General features: G+C 59.4%; 13 protein-coding genes. 1 reads left to right on the top strand and 12 read right to left on the bottom strand.

All coding sequences use genetic code 11. The features are described 5' to 3' along the window. Positions 1-87: 87 nt before the first annotated feature. The 11 genes from HG250_RS03650 to HG250_RS03600 form a co-directional block, all read right to left on the bottom strand. Positions 88-1041 (bottom strand): cation diffusion facilitator family transporter, encoded by a 954-nt coding sequence (locus HG250_RS03650; protein WP_090479115.1) that lies wholly within the window; start codon positions 1039-1041, stop codon positions 88-90. Further along, a complete protein-coding gene (locus HG250_RS03645; protein ID WP_090479112.1) occupies positions 1041-1907 on the bottom strand; it encodes a hypothetical protein in 867 nt (288 codons plus the stop codon). Before HG250_RS03645 ends, HG250_RS03650 begins: the two co-directional genes overlap by 1 nt. Continuing rightward, positions 1904-2533, bottom strand: a complete 630-nt coding sequence (locus HG250_RS03640) for a cation efflux transmembrane domain-containing protein (protein WP_090479109.1) — start codon at positions 2531-2533, stop codon at positions 1904-1906. Before HG250_RS03640 ends, HG250_RS03645 begins: the two co-directional genes overlap by 4 nt. Next, positions 2530-5025, bottom strand: coding sequence for a heavy metal translocating P-type ATPase (locus HG250_RS03635; protein ID WP_090479106.1), 2496 nt, complete (start codon positions 5023-5025; stop codon positions 2530-2532). Before HG250_RS03635 ends, HG250_RS03640 begins: the two co-directional genes overlap by 4 nt. 116 nt (positions 5026-5141) lie before the next feature. Then, positions 5142-5567, bottom strand: coding sequence for a hypothetical protein (locus HG250_RS12910; RefSeq protein ID WP_240956886.1), 426 nt, complete (start codon positions 5565-5567; stop codon positions 5142-5144). A 13-nt stretch (positions 5568-5580) separates the two neighbouring features. Then, positions 5581-8844 carry an efflux RND transporter permease subunit gene (locus HG250_RS03625; RefSeq protein ID WP_137678839.1) on the bottom strand — a complete coding sequence of 1088 codons (3264 nt, stop codon included), beginning with the start codon at positions 8842-8844 and terminating at the stop codon, positions 5581-5583. A 37-nt stretch (positions 8845-8881) separates the two neighbouring features. Next, positions 8882-10030, bottom strand: coding sequence for an efflux RND transporter periplasmic adaptor subunit (locus HG250_RS03620; RefSeq protein WP_011413836.1), 1149 nt, complete (start codon positions 10028-10030; stop codon positions 8882-8884). Between the two features lie 11 nt (positions 10031-10041). Beyond that, positions 10042-11295, bottom strand: a complete 1254-nt coding sequence (locus tag HG250_RS03615) for a TolC family protein (RefSeq protein WP_010412683.1) — start codon at positions 11293-11295, stop codon at positions 10042-10044. Between the two features lie 64 nt (positions 11296-11359). Continuing rightward, on the bottom strand, positions 11360-11704 hold the full coding sequence (locus HG250_RS03610; RefSeq protein WP_170002815.1) for a hypothetical protein: 345 nt from the start codon (positions 11702-11704) through the stop codon (positions 11360-11362). Positions 11705-11878: 174 nt separating this feature from the next. Further along, a complete protein-coding gene (locus HG250_RS03605) occupies positions 11879-13795 on the bottom strand; it encodes a cytochrome c/FTR1 family iron permease (RefSeq protein WP_090479097.1) in 1917 nt (638 codons plus the stop codon). Further along, complete coding sequence (locus tag HG250_RS03600) at positions 13792-14433, bottom strand: cation efflux transmembrane domain-containing protein (protein ID WP_011413839.1); 642 nt, start codon at positions 14431-14433, stop codon at positions 13792-13794. The genes HG250_RS03605 and HG250_RS03600 overlap by 4 nt, the downstream gene beginning before the upstream one ends. Before the next feature lie 138 nt (positions 14434-14571). Here HG250_RS03600 and HG250_RS03595 point away from each other — a divergent pair, with 138 nt between their 5' ends. Next, the gene (locus HG250_RS03595; RefSeq protein ID WP_090479094.1) at positions 14572-14967 is read left to right on the top strand and encodes a MerR family transcriptional regulator; all 396 of its coding nucleotides are present in this window, start codon (positions 14572-14574) and stop codon (positions 14965-14967) included. 26 nt (positions 14968-14993) lie between these two features. On the opposite strand, the gene lspA is transcribed toward HG250_RS03595, so the two are convergent. Continuing rightward, on the bottom strand, positions 14994-15485 hold the full coding sequence (gene lspA / locus HG250_RS03590; protein ID WP_090479092.1) for a signal peptidase II: 492 nt from the start codon (positions 15483-15485) through the stop codon (positions 14994-14996). Between the last annotated feature and the right edge of the window lie 88 nt (positions 15486-15573).

Below are 15573 nucleotides of genomic sequence, written 5' to 3'. Positions count from 1 at the left end.
GTTCCGGACTGCAATACCGTCCGTGACCGGCGCGCGATGAGGGCTCAGGGTCTGCGAACGGTCGGGCAGGAACAGGCCAGCGAAAGCTTAATCACCGGCCGTGTCTTTCCCGTTGTTGGGTGCCGGGTGGGCAGGGATCAGCGCATCATCGCAGTCCGTAGCGAGGCAGGGCTCGAAAGTGGCATGTGCGATGCCGAAATCCTTTTCCAGCATCGCCCGCGCGCGTCGCTTGACTCCCTCGAATGCTGTTTGGGAGTAATCAACAAGAGTGAGATGGGCTTCGAGCGCCCGGTGATGTTCTCCCAGATTCCAGACATGGACGTGGTGAATATCCTGCACGCCGCCAAGCGCGCGCAGGTTTTCAACCATCTGATCAAATTCCACCTCGTCCGGCACTGCTCCCATCAGCAGACGAACGGTTCGCGGTAGGAGCGTCGCGCCCTGCCAGATGACATAGGCCGCGATGATGAGAGTGATGATGAGATCGGCGACGACGAGATCGTATAGAATGATTAGCACTCCGGCGACGATCACACCGATCGAGGCCAGCGCGTCCGAAACATTATGCAGGAAGGCAGCCTTCATGTTAATGCTGTCATGCGCGCCGCGATAGACAATGAATGCGGTGACGAGATCGATGACAAGTGCGATCCCGGCAACCCAGATCACGGTCCAGCCTTCGACCGGCTGCGGCGCGGCGAAACGGTTGATCGCCTCAACGATCAGATAGAATCCGATGATCAGCAAGGTCGTGAGATTGATGAGCGCGGCGACGACTTCTCCCTGGGCGTAGCCGAAGGTCATCAGCTTGTCCGCCGGCCGCCGGCCTATGCGCCGCGCAAACCATGCAAGACCAAGAGAGGCCGCATCGCTGAAGTTGTGCAATGCATCCGCGATAAGCGCCAGTGACCCCGAAAGGATGCCGCCGACGATCTGGGCAAGGGTCAGGAGGACATTGATCGCGACCGCGAGGATCAGCTGACGATCGCTAAGGTTTTCCTCGCCGTGACTGTGGCCAGTATGATCGTGCGAGTGCGCCATCACTTCTCTCCGCTATTTACGATTTCGTTGCCGGCGGTATCCGGATGCTGAAGGATCGCATCGGAATTATCGATTGCTCCGATCGCGGCGTTAAATCCGACTGCAATCATTCCGAACATCGCAAGCCCGGAGATGAAGGCCGCGAGTGCTGCCAAATTCAAACCTCCCAGTCTGCCCGGGATTTGCAGCAAAAAATGAACCGACCAGATAAGAAAGTATCCTGCGAGTAGAATTGCCAACCGCGCGTCGGTTGTTTCGCTCATGCCGTGGAGAAGCCAAAACCCGGCTACCGCTGCGGCAACAAAGGCGAGTGACAGAAAAACATGGATCGCCAGACGATCCATGCGTTTCATCGCGCTGTCGCGAAATCCGGCTGTTGTCTTTCGCCCCACCAGGAAAAAGGTGATTCCAACCCCTAGTGTTGCTGCGAAACCGGCGAAGACAGACACGGCTGCTGCTGCACCCAGAGCGATGCCACCAAACCCCAGCGCAATACCGCCTTGAAGCGCAATGGTCATCTTCGGCCCGCGTCTTCCCACGGCGTCGGACAGGGTTCCAACTGAGTCGCGATGCGAAGCCCAGCCTCCGATCAGCACCGCCAGAAGATAGAGAGTCCCGCCAGCGGGGAGCAGGGCTGCGTCTATGAAGTCACCCCTTGCTTGTCCAACTGCAGGACCGGTCAAAACAAGCGCAAGTGCGGCAAGGGCGCCAGAGTGGACGGCCGCCGCGAACCCATTTTCGTTCGGGGTAGGCCCGTGCTTTTCTTCCCAGACAACGCCAGCACCCAGGCCGAGGCTTGCCAGCATCGCCAAGGTCAGGATCGCCGACAAATCCTCAGTTACAAATATCTCGTGGACGAGGCTCATTCCCGTGTTTCGCCATGAACCGTTCCCGCTTCGTCGTGCTTGTCACTGTGCGCGTCGCGCAGGATATCGATCCCGCCGTAAAGAGCTATGCCAGCCACAGCGATGCCGACCACAAGGTCCGGCCAGTTCGCGCCTGTGATCATAACGATGACGCCAGCGATGATAATCCCGCCGTTCGAAATGAAGTCATTGAAGCTGAATGTGGTGGCGGCCCGCATGTTGACGTCCTTGTTCTGCATCTTTTGCAACAGGCGAAGGCAATAGAGGTTCACTATGCCCGCGACGGCAGCCATCGCGATCATCAGGATGCCACCCGGCTCAGAACCTTCAACAAACCGCCTGACGGCATCAGCAATCACTCCGCCGGCAAAGATCAAAAGCATGACGCCAGAAAAGCGCGCTGCGCCTCGCTTCCAGGAGCGCGGTCGACTCAGCGCAAGGAGACTGAGAGCGTAGACAAGCGCGTCCGACGAATTGTCGAGTCCGTTGGCCAGCAGCGCATTCGAGTCGCCAAAGTAGCCCATGACGAAAAACCCGACCGCAATCGCAACGTTAAGCCATAAGACGATCCATAATGTGCGGCGCTTGTCAGACGTATCCAGATTGAAGTTATCATCGCCGCTCATGCTTGCGTCTCCATTATCGCCTTTGCACCGCTCTTCTCTTTATACGCCAGAAGCCGGAGCGCGTTGGCGACCACGATCAATGTCGAACCTTCATGAACCGCGACAGCGGGGCCTATCCCGAGACCGAAAATAGTCGCCGGAATAAGCACAGCGACAATTCCGAGACTGACGATCATGTTCTGCCGGATGATCGAGCGGGTCTGCCGGCTCAGATCGACGGCGAAAGGCAGCCGGGCAAGATCATCAGCCATAAGGGCGACATCGGCTGTTTCCAATGCAACGTCCGAGCCTGCAGCGCCCATTGCTATCCCGACAGTGGCATTCGCCATGGCAGGAGCATCGTTAACCCCGTCTCCGACCATCGCAACCTTGTCCTGACCGGCAAGCTTGCGGATGGCCTCGACCTTGTCGTCGGGCATGAGATTACCCCAGGCCTCATCGAGGCCGACATCCTTTCCAACCGCATCGGCCACTCTTTGATCGTCGCCCGAGATCATGATCATTCGGGTGATCCCGAGGCCGCGCAGCGCTTCGAGCGTCGCCTTTGCTGCCGCCCGCGGCGTGTCGAGCAAACCGATCGCTCCAAGATCGCGCGTTTCCGAACGAACGCCCATTGTTGTCCGCCCACGCTCGCGCATGGCCTCGATTTCTCCCGACAGGCCCTCACTGAGCGAAGGAACGCCGTCTTGGCCAAACATTTCGAGCTTGCCGATCCACACCCGCTCCCCGCCAACAATTGCGGTGATGCCCTTGCCTGTGAAGCTTTCAAGATCGCGCGCTTTGGGTAGTGTCTCATCGCCGATCTGCTCGCGGCCATCCTTGACGATCGCCTGTGCCAGAGGATGATCGCTCAGGCTTTCGGCGGCGGACGCAATCGCAAGCAACTCTCGTTCCGCTACGCCGGGCGCTGCCACAACATCGGTAATCCGGGGCTCACCTTTTGTAAGCGTACCCGTCTTGTCGAACGCGATGGCCTTTAGCGCACCAAGATCTTCGAGCGGCGCTCCGCCTTTTACCAGAATACCGCTGCGTGCTGCTCTGGCTACTCCGGACAAGACCGCGCTCGGGGTGGCGATCGCCAAAGCGCAGGGGCTGGCAGCCACAAGCACCGCCATCGCCCGGTAAAAACTGTCGCGGAACGGCTCGTCGATGACAACCCAGGCGAAAAGGAGCAGGCCGGCCAGAGCGAGCACGGCGGGCACAAAAATTCGCTCAAAGCGCTGCGTGAAACGCTGGGTAGGAGATTGCTGAGCCTCGGCTTCGCTCACCATTTGGACGACCTTGGCGAGCGTCGTATCGCTCGATCGCCGGGTCACTTCCACTTCGAGCGCGCCCGATCCGTTGATCGTCCCTGCAAAGACGCGATTGTCATCCGCAAGATTGTCAGGATTGGCGCGCGCAGAAGCGATATTCGAAACCGCGCTCTTGTCGACCGGCACGCTTTCACCGGTCACCGGAGCCTGATTGATGGCACTGACGCCGTCCAGGATGAAACCATCGGCCGGAAGGCGTTCATTCGGACGCACTATGACCACGTCGCCAATCGCAAGCTTCTCGACCGGAACCTCAACGACGTCAGTTCCGCGCTTTACTCGTGCCGTTTCCGGCGCGAGCTCGGCGAGCGCCTCGATCGCCCTCTTGGCGCGGCCCATCGCGTAGTGTTCGAGCGCGTGGCCGAAACTGAACAGGAACAGCAGAAGCGCGCCTTCGGCCCATTCCCCAAGAAAGGCGGCGCCCGCAGCAGCGACAAGCATGAGGCTGTCGATTTCGAACCGGCGGAGGCGCAGATTGTCCCACGCCTCTCGGACGGTAAAGAATCCGCCAAAGAAATACGCTGCGAGATAGCACGCGAATGGCAGCCATCCGGGATGCCCAGACCATAGTTTCTCAATCCCGAACCCGGTCGCGAGAAATGCGCCCGAGGCGAGCGAGAAATAGAGTTCGGTGTTCGCGCCGAAGATTCCGCCATGACTGTGTCCGGCATGATCTTCATCATCGTGACTATGGTCTTTGGAAGAGTGCTCGGCGTTCCTGACGACATCGCCCGCCAGAACCGACACGCCGAGGTTCTTGAGCTCGCCCGCAATCCTAGGCTCATCGGTTAGCTGACGGTCGTATTCGGCGATGAACCTCCCGCTCGCATCAGCATTTGCTTCGAGGATACCGGGTTTGCTCGCCAGCAGGTCCGCGACCGTTTGGGCACGGCGGGTGGAATTGATGCCATCGGCTTGCCAGACAACGTGTCCGTAGCGTTCGGAGATTTCCGCTCCGGCCACATGGGCCAACTCCTTGATGCGGGGGACAGTCAGGCGATCGGCATCGTATGATATCGCTAGTCGGGCGGATGCATCTTTCTCGCCGGGCAATATCGTGACTTCGTGCACGCCGATCCGCGAGTTGAGCAAAGACTGCAAGCGAGCGATGCAATGGTCGGTTTCGCTGGGGATGTCGGGAAGGAGCGGTGAGACTTCGAGTTCGATGGTTCGTGTCATTGCCTATTGCATCCCATTGGAAATTGACCGCTCCCGGTGCCGCAGACCCGTAAGCTTGCAGGTTCGCGAAACCCGAATAGGGACTAGCGAAGCCCGCATATTGCGTAAAGAAAGCGTCAATGTGCGTCCTGACCTGCCGGCACTTTCAGCGAATTCGCTGGACAGCGGTGAAACGTGCGCGTGACACCGCGATAGTTGCGGGTTGTAAGTTTTTCGGCGGTGCGCTCTTCGATGGTAAGATGACGAACCCGCATCGGCCGTTCATGACCTTCAAATGGCATGTGCGCGTGGGTGTAAGCGATGGCATCGCCCTCGTCTCGCCAAATTCCGACGGCGGCGGGGGCACCGTCCGGAAGCTGCACTTCGGCATAATAGCCATCTGCGAAAAACACCCAGGCCGGTCCGCTATCACAAGACCGCGTTTCACCAAGGCTCCAGACACCGGCGATCGGAACAAGCGTGCTCTGATCCTGCGCCGATGCTGGAACACTTGAAAGTATCAGGGCGCCGGCAAGGGTCACTCTGAGCTGGCTAGTAATCATTGATACTCTCCATTCACGTAACCTCTTGCAGCTCTTGCCGTTCCTCGGGAGTGACGTTGCGGCGCAGGCGGTCCCACCAGCGTTGACGCCACGTCCGGTCATCCTTTCTGGTGGCGAAGACGAGCTTTAGGATCGCGGGAAGGACGAACAAGGTGAGCGCAGTGGCGGTGATCAGACCGCCAATGACCACCGTTGCCAGAGGCCGTTGAACCTCCGCTCCAGTGCCGGTCGCGATCGCCATGGGGACAAACCCGAGCGACGCGACCAGAGCCGTCATCAATACTGGACGCAAGCGCGCCAGTCCGCCTTCCACGATGGCCTCATCGAGCGCCATCCCCTTGTCCAGACGCTGGCGTATTGCAGTCACCATCACGAGACCGTTGAGGGTCGCCACGCCCGAGAGGGCGATGAACCCGACTGCCGCCGAAACCGAAAACGGCATTCCGCGCAGAGCCAGCGAGAAGATGCCGCCAGCGAGGGCGAGCGGGATCGCGCTGAAAACAGCCAGAGCGGGAACCCAGCCTCCGACTGCCATATAGAGCAACAGGAGTATAACCGCGAAAGCGATCGGGATAACGATCTGCAACCGTTCCTGCGCAGCCTGAAGGTTCTGGTACTGGCCGCCCCACTCGATGAAGGCTGCAGCGGGCAATTCGACCTGCGCCTCGACATTCGCCCTCGCTTCCTCAACGAAGGAGCCAAGATCGCGCTCGCGCACATTGGAGGAAACGATCACCAGCCTGCGTCCCTGTTCACGGCGGACTTCGGCAAGGCCATCCACAACCCGGAATTCGGCGACCGAGCGCAGCGGTATGGTCGCTCCGTTCGGAAGCAGCACCGGCAATGCACCAAGCTGATCGAAATCATCGCGTGTCGCATCCGAAAGCCGAACGACGACCTCGAACCTTCGATCGCCTTCAAAGACCAGCCCGGCAGGCCGCCCGCCCAAAGCAATTGCGACGGATTGAGCGACGTCTTCGACCTTCAGCCCATATCGAGCGATCGTTGGACGATCGAAGGCAATATCAAGCGTTGGGAAACCGGTGACCTGCTGGACTTTAACATCCGCAGCTCCCTCGACCTCGCGCAAAATCCCGGCGACCTCGTTCGCTGCCGAGGTCATGGCGGTCAGGTCGTCGCCGTAGATCTTGACCGCGACATCGCCGCGCACGCCAGCGATCAGTTCGTTGAAGCGAAGTTCGATTGGTTGGCTGAACTCATAGAGATTGCCAACCAGGCCTCCCAGAGCACTCTCCATTTCTGCCACCAGATCATCTTTCGAAAGATCCGGGTCAGGCCATTCATCGCGCGGCTTCAGGATCACATACGCATCGGAGGCGTTGGGCGGCATCGGGTCGCTGGCCACTTCCGCAGTACCGGTACGTGAGAATACAAGCTGCACTTGCGGAAATTCCTCCAATCGATCTTCTACTCGCCGCTGCATCGCCAGAGACCGCTCGAGAGATGTGGAAGGGATTCGCAATGATTGCACCGCGATATCGCGCTCGTCGAGCTGCGGTGTAAACTCGCTGCCAAGGAAACTGAACACCAGAGCAGCAACGGCAAAAATGCCGGCACCGGCCCCGATCACCGGCCAAGGGCGGGCGATGGCTTTGCGGACAAGAGGCCCATAGCGTTCCTTGGCGATCCGGATCGGTTTGACTTCCTTCTCCGTCAGTTTTTTGTTCAGCAGGATCGCGATCATCGCCGGGACGAAAGTCAGCGAGAGTACGAATGCCGACGCGAGCGCCAGCATGACCGTGATGGCCATCGGCGAGAACGTCTTGCCCTCGACTCCGGTGAAGGTCAGCAACGGTGCGAACACCAGAAGGATAATCGCCTGACCATAGACAGTCGGCTTGATCATCTCCTGCGCGGCAAGCCGCGTTTCCGTCAGCCGTTCGCCAAGTGTCAGGAGCCGGCCCTCATGCTCCTGTCTGGCCGCAAGACGTGCCACACTATTCTCGACGATAATCACGGCCCCATCGACGATCAGACCGAAGTCAAGCGCGCCCAGACTCATCAGATTGCCTGACACTCCGAGCCGGTTCATGCCGATCGATGCCATCAGCATCGAAAAAGGGATAACCAGAGCGGCGATAATTGCGGCCCGTATGTTGCCGAGCAAAAGGAACAGGATGGCTATGACCAGCAGCGCACCCTCGACGAGATTCTTCTCGACGGTCGCGATCGTTGCATCGACGAGAGACGAACGATTGTAGACGATTTCGGCTACCACACCTTGCGGCAGGGAGGCGCGGACTTCGTCAAGCCTCTCAGCGGCCTGGGCTGAAACAGTGCGGCTGTTTTCTCCTGCCCGCATGAGGACGGTACCAACCACAGCCTCGTCGCCATTCAGCGATGCAGCCCCGGTTCTGAGATCACCGCCAATGCTGACCGTTGCGACATCTCCCACGCGAATGGGAACGCCTCCACGTGTAGATATGACTGCTTGCTCGATGTCCTGGACACTGCCGAGCCGTGCATCGACACGAGCCAGCAGGGCTTCTCCTGATCGCTCGACGAAATTCGCGCCTTCGGCAAGGTTGGCGGCTTCCAGCGCATCGATCACCTCATCGAATGAAAGCCCGTAGCCTGTCATGCGAGCAGGATCGGGCTGTACGAGATATTGCTTTCGGAAACCCCCGATGGAATCGACACCGGCGACGCCATCGACCGACCGCATGAGTGGAGCGACCACCCAGTCCTGAATGGTACGCAGATAAGCAGCCTTAGCGACATCGCTATCCAGCCTGTCACCGCGTTCGGTAACGAAGCTTCCGTCGGACTGCCAACCGACCGCATTGCCCTTCGGTGCTTCCTTGCCCCCCGGATGCTCGAACTCGATCGTATACATGAGTACTTCGCCCAGACCGGTCGAGATAGGTCCCATTACCGGTTCTGCTCCTTCGGGCAGCGAAGCGGTGATCGGCGTCAGGCGCTCATTGACCTGCTGCCGCGCGAAATAGATGTCAGTACCTTCTTCGAAGATTGCAGTAACCTGGCTGAACCCGTTGCGCGAAATCGAACGGGTCATTTCCAGACCATCGATCCCGGCGAGACCGGTTTCCACCGGATAGGTTACCTGCGTTTCGACCTGGGAGGGGGAAAGGGCGGGCGCTTCGGTATTGATCTGCACCTGAACGTTCGTAATGTCGGGTACGGCGTCAATGGGAAGCCGAAGAAGGTTCATCACGCCATAGATGGCAACACCGATCGTCAAAACGACCATGGCCCAGCGAAAACGCACGGCCATGTCTAGGATCATGCCGATCAGGCCGTGGCGGTGCGAGTGCTCCGTTTCCTGCATGCGATCAGTGTCCATGTTCGGCTTCCTCTTTTTCGAGTTCGGCTTTGAGCAGGAAGGCATTCTCGGTTGCGATCCGCCAGTTCGCTTCGAGACCGGATTCGATCACCACGCGGCCTGCGGAACGTGCGCCGGTCACCACCGGACGGGTCTGGAAGCCGCGGCGCGTGCGCACGAAAACCACTTCCTGGCCGTCGAGTGACTGCACCGCGCTTTCGGGCACCGACATGCGGCCCGTGTCGACCTCGCCCGAAGGCCGGATGCGCGCTTGCAGGAAGGCACCTGGTTGAAGACCGGGGATGGACCGCGTGAGCGAAAGGACTGCCGTCGCGCTGCGGCTCTCAGGATCGAGCGATGGCGTGACGGAGCGGACCCGCGCTCCGATCTCGCGGTTTTCTGCAAGTTCCAGCGTGGCTTCATCGCCTGGCTGAATACGGCTCGCTTCTGCAGAGGGGAGCGCGACTTCGATCTGCATCGCATTAGGATTCACGATTTGGTAGAGTTCCTCTCCCGCATCGACAAACGAACCAAGGACAATAGGCGCCGCCGTTACCCGTCCTGCAAGAGGGCTGGTAACCGCCAAAGACCGACCGTCGCCACTCACGCCCGCTGCCGCAACCGCTGCCTGCGCGCGGGACAGTTCTGACTGGGCGACCTGGAGATTGGCGCGCACCGCTTCGAGATCCTGCCGCGCCGTAACATTGGCTTCGAAAAGCCGGCGTTCGCGCTCATAGGCGGCTGACAATTCGTTGACGCGCGCGCGCGCCGCGCTCAATTGCGATGCCAAAGCTGCCGCTTCCGCACTTTCGATACGCGCAATGGTTTCACCCTGCCGGACGTAATCACCCAGCGTTTTTTGAACGCTCCGCACCACGCCCGCCGCTCGCGCATCGATCCGCGCGCTGCCTGTGGGGCTAGCGGCGATTGTGGCTGGGAACACTAGCTCTACCGCCGAGCCCTCACCAACGGTCTCGACCATGATTTCGGAGCTTCGAATCTGCTCTTCGCCGAGTAGGACCAGTCCTTCCGGGAGATCGCTTTCTTCGGTTTCCTCTTCGCTGTGCGGTTCTGCGCCGTTGTCCGGCCACAGCATTACAGCAGCCGCAAAAACAAGAATGATCAGGCCGATCAGTACGGCCAAACGCTTACGGTTCATGGGTATTTTCCTCATTGGGCGCCAAGCCAGATCAACTGCGCCGCCAGGCGACCGCGATCTTCCTGGGCTTGGATCAAGGCTTCTCGGATTGCATCGCGGGCTTCGGCCGCAGCCAGAACCTCGATCAGCGGGAACCTGCCGTTGCGATACCCAATCCGGACGAGGCGCAAGGCTTCTTCCGCTTGAGGCAGGGAGGTTTGGGACAGAGTCTCTACACGAGCCTCGGCGGCGAGAAAGCGGCCGCGCGCCTGGGTTACTTCGAGTTCGAAATCCGCGCGGGCGACAGCCTCGCGTGCGGAGGCCGCGCGGAAGCGGGCCTCGGCAGCGGCGATGTTACCCTGATTGCGATTGCGGAAAGGAAGGGGAATCGAGACGCCCACTAGGAAGGCCTGATCCCTGCTTTCCTCGAACCGCCTGACACCGGCGGAGATGGCCGGATCGGGAACACCCAAAGAGCGCTCCCTGTCGATCGCAGCGTCCGCCGCCTCGCGTTCGGCACGCGCGACTTGGAGACGCAAAGCAGAAGGCGATGCAAGAAGCATCGCAGGAGGTTCGATCCCGGGAAACGCCGATGGCACGTCCGGGGGAGGGGACGTTTCACCCCAGAGCGCCACCAACGCGCTCCGCGCCGCTATCTCTGAAGCTCGCGCGGCTTCAAACTCCGCCTCGGCTTCAGCAAGGGCCGCTTCTGCACGAAGCGAGCGCAGCGGCGGCTCGCGGCCAACTTCGACAAGCAGGCCAGCTATACGCGCGAGTTCGCGATTGCGTTCGACTACGTCGCGGGCAAGTTCCAGTCGCGCAGCTGAAGCGACCGCCTCGATGTAGCGTTCGCGCACCATGCGACTCAGCTCAGCGACCGACAATTCTCCAGAAAGCATTGCCACGCGCGCCTCGGCCTCGGCCGAGCGAATGCGTGCGCCCCGCTTGCCGCCTAGCTCGAGGCGCTGACTCAAAGACAGCGTATATTCGGTTGCTTGCAGCCCTGAAAAGGCACCGCTTCCTGCGATGTTCTCCGCTTCAAAGGCAAGCTCAGGATTTGGCCGAAGCCGTGCCTGATCGATAAGCGCGCGTGCCGCGTCCGTTTCGGCCTGCGGCCCGATCAAACGCGGATTGTCTGATTGCACCTGCGCGCTTTCGTCCACCCCCGCACGCGCGAGAGCTTCGTCGAGCGTCAACACCGCGCGTTCTTGTGCACGCACCGCACCGGGCAGTACTGCGAGGCTCAGCCCTGCAAAAAGGGCGCCTCGCCAAATAATGGCAAACATGAATTGATTTTTCCTCTACTGACATGCCGAATGCGCGCCGACATTGCGGCGGCAATACTGGACGTCAGATTCGAGGAGGGGGCGTCAAAATCGCTTGCTGGACTGCAGTCAGGCCGACGGGTTCGAAGAAATGCTGTGCACCGGATGAACGCTCACCGGCCCCGATATCCGCATTGCCTGCAAATTGGACTCCATGATGGCAATGGCCGTGGGCGCAGATGCCATGCTGCTCATTCGGGCTGTCCGGCAAGTCTTGACCAGTCTCGCTACTTGCAGCTTTGACACTTGTAAGTTCGCCAATTTCAGGCCCGCATACCGCCGCGTCCACGCTTACGCTGAACACCAGGCCGAAGAGAATCAGCATGGCGAAAACCGGCTTCAAGGCAAGAAGGGGCATACGGAGGGTCATGACACTTTGGCCCCGCTAGCAGGACCAATCACATGGCACAAGTCGATATTCTCTTCGAATGCCGAAGCCGTCGCGCAGCTCAATGCATAAGAACGAACAAATGCGCTATTCATGTACCGACCTGGGTCGACACAAACGCCGTAATAGAAAGATATATTATCACACTGCATCGCGTTACCGGTCATTGTTTGATGCTCGGGTGTGATTAATCCAGAAACCAAGTAAAAGTGCGGATGCCATTGCAAATTGAGCGCCAATCACTTGGAACGTCGGATAAACTCCAAGCATACTTAGTCGCGGACCGCCGGCTATCGGTGCAATTCCGATCACACCCGCTTCCTGCAAGCCCGCGATCCCTTTGCCAATCAGGACAATCGCAAGCAGGGCGATGAGCACCGAACTGTAGGCAAAGAACTTTCCGATCGGCAGCGTCCGGCTGTAGCGCAGCAGCAGCCAGGCGATGACGACAAGGAGCAAACCGGCCGTGGCAGCGCCCGCCAGCAGATAGCCCGTACTTCCCTGAGCGGACAGCGCAGCGTAAAAAAGGATGGTTTCGAAGACCTCTCTATAGACGACAAGGAATACGATCCCGAACAGGAACCAGAGCGATCCGCGCGAAAGCGCCTTGCCAAGCTTGTCGCGGATATAGCGCTGCCAATTGTCTGCCTGTGATTTTCCGTGCATCCAGACGCCAACCGACAGAAGGACCAGCGCTGCAATCAGCGAACCGAATGCCTCGATCGATTCCCGGCCGGCACCGCTGATGTCGAGAAGATAGGTCGCCGCAAGCCAAGTAAACGCGCCTGCTACCAGCGCACCGGTCCACCCGCCATGGACAAATCGCAATGCCCGATCCTGTCCCGCCTTCCTCACGAAAGCGATCATGGCGATCACGATCAGCAATGCCTCCAGACCCTCGCGGAGGAGGATCGCGAAAGATGCCACAAAGGTTGACCATCCCGTCGCAGATTCCGGCGTAAGGACATTTTCAGCCTGTACGAGCAAACCCTCGATGGCCCGGATCCGTTCGCTTATCGCAGAGGTCGGCAGATCTGCGTCGATGGCTGCACGCAAGTCCATCATCCCGCTCTCGATACGCACCAGAAGATCCGGATTGCGTGTCGCCAATATCGGTTCGACGGGTTCGAACCCGTCCAAATATGCCGACAGTGCGAGCTCCTTGGCCCGGGAAATATTCCCGTTCGCGTGGGCGCGTTCAGCTTCTGCGAGCCGGGTACGTGTGATGCCAAGAGGCCCCGCTGCATCGGCGATCGCCGACGGGTTGGCCCGAAGATAGGCCATGAGCGCGTCCGCGCGCTCTTGCCCGATCTCTCCTGCCAGTTCGTCCGGCGTGATCTTCGTGAGAGCGGCAAGATCGGGAAAGCGTTTACGTAGTTCGGAATCTGACTTCCATAGACGCGCCCCTTCGTCCGCCGCCTCAAAGGCGACGGATCCCGAATAGAAGGCCAGGGCCCAACGATCGTCGGAGGAGAGCTGTGAGAAACCGGGCATGGCGGTGCCATCGATCCCTTGGTCGATAACCTGATAGAGACCCATAATGCTACGCTGGCGCGCGCGATCGACGTCGGTAAATGCGATCGGCGGTGGATCAAGGCCCGCAGACGCCGGCCCGCGACCGTTTCCTGACACCCCGTGGCAACTGGCACAAGTCTCCTGGTACAGCAGTCTTCCGCGCTCAAGATCGGGCGCCCTCGAAGGCGAGAGCGTGATCGGATAGATGGCTAGGAGATCCGCAGCGAGCTTTCTGGCTGCCGTGGCAACTTGATCAACGGGGGCCATCGAGAGGATATCGGCTTCAAGTTGCTTCGCGTTTGCCTCTAGCCGAACGCGACCGGGGCTTTCAGGCAATTCCGCAATACCCGATCGTACCGAACCGGCGAATTCGACCATTTCCTCATATTCGAGTTCGTTGACGACTTCGCCGTCCTCGACGGCAGCTGCATAATCTACCGCCATGTAATCGAGCAAGCGCCAGATCGTGTTGGGTTCTGCCGCCAACGCTTGCGCGCTGCCGAACGACAACAGAAGGGCCAGGCAAATGCCGGACAGGCGCGCCAAATATTTCATCATGCAATCTGCTGCGTCTTCATATCGCTGCGCGCATGGCGGATAATTTCGAGAGCCGAATGGAGGAACAAAAACGCAATCGCAGCGGCCACGATGATATCAGGCCATGCGCTTCCCAACCAATAAACCAAACCGGCTGCGACGATGACCGCGACATTGGCCAGGGCATCGTTGCGTGAAAATAGCCATATCGCGCGCGCTTGAGCATCGCCTCCTTTGCGAAAGCGAGCGAGCACAAAAACGGCGGCAAGGTTGATAAGCAGGGCGACAAACCCCACCCAGCCCATGATGCCGGCTTCCGGCTGCACCATATCGAACATGCGCCAGATCGCCGCGCCGATCACACTCACACCAAGCGCCGCCAGAAACAAACCTTGCGCGAGCGCCACCCGAGCACGCGTCGATGCCGTCCATCCGAGCGCAAGCAGTCCGATGAAGGTGATCGAGCCATCGCCAAGGAAGTCTAGCGCGTCGGCTTTGAGCGCCTGGCTCGCGGCTAAAAACCCGGCGGCCAGCTCGATCATGCCGAAGCCGACATTGAGGATAATCACGATCCAAAGCGCGCGGCGGTATTGCGGATCGTCAACCGCCCTCTCAGGGTCGCCGGTGCAACCACAGTCTTCCGAATCATCTAAACTCATGGTTTCTAAGCTTTACAATCTCCAGTTACTGGAGGATCAAGGACTTTCTGCGAACTTTTCGCAGAAAGTCTGACGGCCGATGTGCGATTGCGTCGCGGAGACACACACCCTGCGATGGCCATCATCGAGGATTAAAGAATGCAGATAGGAAAAATTGCCCGCGCGACCGGGACCAAAGTCAACACCGTTCGCTATTATGAAGAGATCGGTCTTCTGAAGCCCGCTCCGCGCTCCCAGTCGGGACGAAGGATTTACGCAGACGCCGATGTCGAACGGCTCGTATTCATCCGGCGGGCTCGGGGTTTGGGCTTTTCGGTGTCCGAAGTTCGCTCGCTGCTCGAAGTGTCGGACGCACCAAACCGGGATTGCAAGGACGCTGCGAATTTGGCACGAAATCATTTGCGCCGGGTGGAAGAGCAGATCGAACAGCTGCAGGCGATGAGACAGGAACTGATCGGCCTGGCACGGGCCTGCGATGGGGGCACTGCCACCGACTGCGGCATCATCGGCGGGCTTGCTAGAAAATCCGCCTAAAGATTGCCTCGGCAAAAGCGCAGAATCTACACTTTCGGCGCGGTGCCATCGTCGCGCTGCGTTTCTCCGGACCACCAGGTAACGAGAAGCAATGCCACTCCAAGGACTATTCCGACATCTGCGAGATTGAACGCCGGCCAGTGATAGCCGCCGACATAGAAGTCGAGAAAATCGGTGACCGCTCCGTCCGCCAGTCGGTCGGCAACGTTACCCAATGCACCGCCAATGATCGAACCTATCGCGGCGGATTCGAGGCGTACGGTACTGCGCCAGAGCCATCTGGCCAGAACGCCCACGACAAGAAGCGCGAACCCGGACAGCAAATAGGGCGCGATTGGATTGCCGGAACTCAGAAGGCCGAATGTAACACCGCGATTATATCCGAGCACCAGATTGAAGAATGGAAAAACATCTATCGTGCGGGCAGGGTCCATGACCACATTCACAATAAGCCATTTTGAAATGAGATCGCTCGCGAAGACTGCAACGGCGATCGAAAGACCAAGACTTCGGTACATATTGGTTCCTTGGATGATCGGCAGATATCTCTGATTCTCTGGACGATAGAAATCAGGTCTGGGCCCGGTACTCGTCGATCATGTCAAT

The sequence above is a fragment of the Pseudopontixanthobacter vadosimaris genome (genome assembly GCF_012979275.1).
Taxonomy (GTDB): domain Bacteria; phylum Pseudomonadota; class Alphaproteobacteria; order Sphingomonadales; family Sphingomonadaceae; genus Pseudopontixanthobacter; species Pseudopontixanthobacter vadosimaris.
This window is presented reverse-complemented; position numbering and strand designations above follow the sequence as displayed.

Excerpts from the sequence above, each read along its gene's own strand:
- HG250_RS03650 (WP_090479115.1), bottom strand. The coding sequence starts at position 1,041 with ATGGCGCACTCGCACGATCATACTGGCCACAGTCACGGCGAGGAAAAC.
- HG250_RS03645 (WP_090479112.1), bottom strand. The coding sequence starts at position 1,907 with ATGAGCCTCGTCCACGAGATATTTGTAACTGAGGATTTGTCGGCGATC.
- HG250_RS03640 (WP_090479109.1), bottom strand. The coding sequence starts at position 2,533 with ATGAGCGGCGATGATAACTTCAATCTGGATACGTCTGACAAGCGCCGC.
- HG250_RS03635 (WP_090479106.1), bottom strand. The coding sequence starts at position 5,025 with ATGACACGAACCATCGAACTCGAAGTCTCACCGCTCCTTCCCGACATC.
- HG250_RS12910 (WP_240956886.1), bottom strand. The coding sequence starts at position 5,567 with ATGATTACTAGCCAGCTCAGAGTGACCCTTGCCGGCGCCCTGATACTT.
- HG250_RS03620 (WP_011413836.1), bottom strand. The coding sequence starts at position 10,030 with ATGAACCGTAAGCGTTTGGCCGTACTGATCGGCCTGATCATTCTTGTT.
- HG250_RS03615 (WP_010412683.1), bottom strand. The coding sequence starts at position 11,295 with ATGTTTGCCATTATTTGGCGAGGCGCCCTTTTTGCAGGGCTGAGCCTC.
- HG250_RS03610 (WP_170002815.1), bottom strand. The coding sequence starts at position 11,704 with ATGACCCTCCGTATGCCCCTTCTTGCCTTGAAGCCGGTTTTCGCCATG.
- HG250_RS03605 (WP_090479097.1), bottom strand. The coding sequence starts at position 13,795 with ATGATGAAATATTTGGCGCGCCTGTCCGGCATTTGCCTGGCCCTTCTG.
- HG250_RS03600 (WP_011413839.1), bottom strand. The coding sequence starts at position 14,433 with ATGAGTTTAGATGATTCGGAAGACTGTGGTTGCACCGGCGACCCTGAG.
- HG250_RS03595 (WP_090479094.1), top strand. The coding sequence starts at position 14,572 with ATGCAGATAGGAAAAATTGCCCGCGCGACCGGGACCAAAGTCAACACC.
- lspA (WP_090479092.1), bottom strand. The coding sequence starts at position 15,485 with ATGTACCGAAGTCTTGGTCTTTCGATCGCCGTTGCAGTCTTCGCGAGC.